The following is a 3,321-nucleotide window of genomic DNA, read 5'->3' on the forward strand; positions in this document are numbered from 1 at the left end:
GAAGTGCGTGAGGTCGGGCACCAGATCCTTCACCACCGGCATATGCGGCAGCGGATAGATCTTCACGTCGCCCGAGGCGCAATCCTCGATGGCCTTGGTGCAGGCCAGCGTATTGGTGCCGTCGATGTTCATCGCGCACGAGCCGCAGATGCCTTCGCGGCACGAACGGCGCAGGGTGAGCGTCGAGTCGATCTCGTTCTTGATCTTCAGCAGCGCGTCCAGAACCATCGGGCCGCACGAAGCCATGTCGACTTCATACGTATCGATGCGCGGGTTCTGGCCGTCGTCCGGGCTCCAGCGATAGATGCGGAACGTGCGCGGCTTCTTGGCGTCCTTCGCGGGAAAGTGCTTGCCCGGCTGGACCTTGGAATTTTTAGGAAGCGAAAACTCAGCCACAGTGGCTCTCCAGTCCGGGTATCAGTAAGTGCGCTTTTTCGGCGGCACGACGTCGACGTCTTTCGTCATGGTGTACATGTGCACCGGACGGAAATCGAACTCGGCCTTGCCGGCTTCATCGACCGACACCATCGTGTGCTTCTGCCACACATGGTCGTCGCGATCGGGGAAGTCCTCACGGGCATGCGCGCCGCGGCTCTCGTGACGCTGCTCGGCCGAGTACATGGTGGCCACGGCCTGGTCGAGCAGGTTGGCCAGCTCCAGCGTTTCGATCAGGTCGGAGTTCCACACCAGCGAACGATCGCTGACGCCCACGTCCTTGAACGACTCGCGCACCTTGGAGATCTTCTCGCAGCCTTCCTTGAGCGACTCGCCGGTACGGAACACGGCCGCATCGGATTGCATCGTGCGCTGCATTTCGGCGCGGATCTTCGCGGTCGGCAGGCTGCCCTTGGCGTTGCGCAGGCCGTCGAAACGGGCCAAAGCCTTGTCCAGAACGCTGGCCGGCAGGTCCTTGTGGGCCGTGTCCGGCTTGATGATCTCGGCGCAGCGATGCGACACCGCGCGACCAAACACCACCAGGTCGAGCAGCGAGTTGGAGCCCAGGCGGTTGGCGCCATGCACGGATACGCAAGCCGCTTCGCCGATGGCGAACAGGCCCGGCACCACCGCATCGACGTCGTCGCCGCGCTTCTGCACCACTTCGCCGTGATAGTTGGTGGGGATGCCGCCCATGTTGTAGTGGACGGTCGGGATCACCGGGATCGGCTCCTTGGTCACGTCCACGCCGGCAAAGATGCGCGCCGACTCGGCGATGCCGGGCAGGCGTTCGTGGATCACGTTCGCGCCCAGGTGCATCAGGTTGATGTGGATGTGGTCCTTGTGTTCGCCCACGCCGCGGCCTTCACGGATTTCCATCGTCATGGCGCGGCTGACCACGTCACGCGAAGCGAGATCCTTGGCGTTGGGCGCATAGCGCTCCATGAAGCGCTCACCGTTGGAGTTGGTGAGGTAACCGCCTTCGCCACGCACGCCTTCGGTGATCAGGCAGCCCGAACCGTAGATGCCGGTGGGATGGAACTGCACGAACTCCATGTCCTGCAGCGCGAGGCCCGCGCGCAGCACCATGCCGCCACCGTCGCCGGTGCAGGTATGCGCCGAGGTGGCGCTGAAGTAGGCGCGGCCGTAGCCGCCGGTCGCCAGCACCACCGCGTGGCCGCGGAAGAAGTGCAAGGTGCCTTCGTTCATGTCCAGCGCGAGCACGCCGCGGCACACACCTTCTTCGTCGAAGATGAGGTCGATGGCGAAGTACTCGATGAAGAAGGTGGCGTCATGCGCCAGCGCCTGCTGGTACAGCGTGTGCAGGATGGCGTGACCGGTACGGTCGGCCGCGGCGCAGGTGCGCTGCGCGGTGCCCTTGCCGTAGTGGGTGGTCATGCCGCCGAACGGACGCTGGTAGATCTTGCCTTCCTCGGTACGCGAGAACGGCACGCCGTAGTGTTCCAGCTCGATGATCGCCGGGATCGCCTCGCGGCACATGTATTCGATCGCGTCCTGGTCGCCGAGCCAGTCCGAACCCTTGATCGTGTCGTAGAAGTGGAAGCGCCAGTCGTCCTCGCCCATGTTGCCGAGCGCCGCCGAGATGCCGCCCTGCGCCGCCACCGTGTGCGAGCGGGTCGGGAACACCTTGGTGATGCACGCGGCCTTGAGGCCCTTCTCGGCCAGGCCGAAGGTGGCGCGCAGGCCTGCGCCGCCGGCGCCGACCACGATCACGTCGTACTTATGCTGTTGGATCTTGTAGCTTTCCATCGAATCAGGCTCCCAGCGCCACGCGCAGCACGGCCATCAACGTGGCCAACGTGCCGAGCAYTGCAATGAACTTCACCAGCACCAGGAGGGACACCTCCACCCAGCGGGTATGGACGTAATCTTCGATCACCACCTGCAGGCCGAGCACCGCGTGCCAGCACATGGCCAGCACGAAGGCGACCAGCAGCAGCGCGTTCCAGGGCTTGGCGATCATGGCGCGCGCGGTGGCGTAGTCGGCGTGCAAGGCGCCCAGCACCGTCACCACAAACCAGATGCCGAGGAACACCAGCGCCGCGGCGGTGATGCGCTGCGTCCACCAATGACCGACACCGGACTGCGCCGAGCCGAGGCCGCGGGCGCGCTTCAAGGGGTTGCGCAATTGCTTGCGCACGTCGTACTGCGGGCCGTTGGCGCTCATGCGGCACCTCCGGCAGTCAGCACGTAGGCCCACACGATGATGGTCAGCACCACGCTGCCGATGATCGAAAGCCAGCTGGAACGGACGAACTGCGGAATGGCGTAGCCCATGCCGCCGTCCTGGATCAGGTGGCGGATGCCGTTGAGCAGGTGGAAAAACAGCGCCCAGCTCCAGCCGATCAGCAGGATCATGCCGATGGGGCTGCCGATGCAGGTCTTGAACTGGTTATAGCTGTCTTCGCCGCTGGCGAGGGAGAACACACCCCACAACACGAGCAAGGTTCCGACGGAGAGGGCGATACCGGTAGCGCGGTGCACGATGGAGGTCACCATCTGCACTTGCCACTTATATATGCCCATGTGGGGAGAGAGCGGTCGTTGCGTGTCTGCCATGGCGGCTATCCTGGGTGGAATCGCTGATGCCCTTTACCGCCCTTCCCGCTCCGACGACGCCGACCCGAGCCGGCGCGGCGAATCAGAAGTCGATACAGCGCCCGTTCTTTTCCCAATCGCCGTAGCGGGTGGGATCGGGGGCCGCTCGCTCCGTCGAAGTCTTGTCCGTGGCCGGAACCGCGGGCACGGGAACCTGCTCCACCGGAGCGGACGCGGGTTTGGACTCAGTTTGGGAGGAGGTATCGGACATGGTGTTTGAAAGCCGTAAAAGCGTAATACCTGCGTTAATGCAGCACAACCTTGACG

General features: G+C 64.3%; 5 protein-coding genes. All 5 read right to left on the reverse strand.

What is annotated here, in order from left to right:
* The coding region (locus AC1DMG_RS21100) for a 2Fe-2S iron-sulfur cluster-binding protein (RefSeq protein ID WP_477181048.1) at positions 1–396 on the reverse strand (396 nt) is incomplete at its 3' end.
* A gap of 21 nt (positions 397–417) precedes the next feature.
* Positions 418–2,205 carry a succinate dehydrogenase flavoprotein subunit gene (sdhA, locus tag AC1DMG_RS21105; RefSeq protein WP_477176010.1) on the reverse strand — a complete coding sequence of 596 codons (1,788 nt, stop codon included), beginning with the start codon at positions 2,203–2,205 and terminating at the stop codon, positions 418–420.
* 4 nt (positions 2,206–2,209) lie between these two features.
* Positions 2,210–2,623: a succinate dehydrogenase, hydrophobic membrane anchor protein gene (gene sdhD, locus AC1DMG_RS21110; RefSeq protein ID WP_477181049.1), complete on the reverse strand. Its 414-nt coding sequence runs from the start codon at positions 2,621–2,623 to the stop codon at positions 2,210–2,212.
* Positions 2,620–3,015 carry a succinate dehydrogenase, cytochrome b556 subunit gene (sdhC, locus tag AC1DMG_RS21115; protein WP_441604023.1) on the reverse strand — a complete coding sequence of 132 codons (396 nt, stop codon included), beginning with the start codon at positions 3,013–3,015 and terminating at the stop codon, positions 2,620–2,622. The genes sdhD and sdhC overlap by 4 nt, the downstream gene beginning before the upstream one ends.
* Before the next feature lie 82 nt (positions 3,016–3,097).
* Positions 3,098–3,321 (reverse strand): DUF1674 domain-containing protein (locus AC1DMG_RS21120; RefSeq protein WP_477181050.1); only part of this gene is annotated, 224 nt, incomplete at its 5' end.

Source organism: Dyella sp. 01N36, assembly GCF_056399745.1.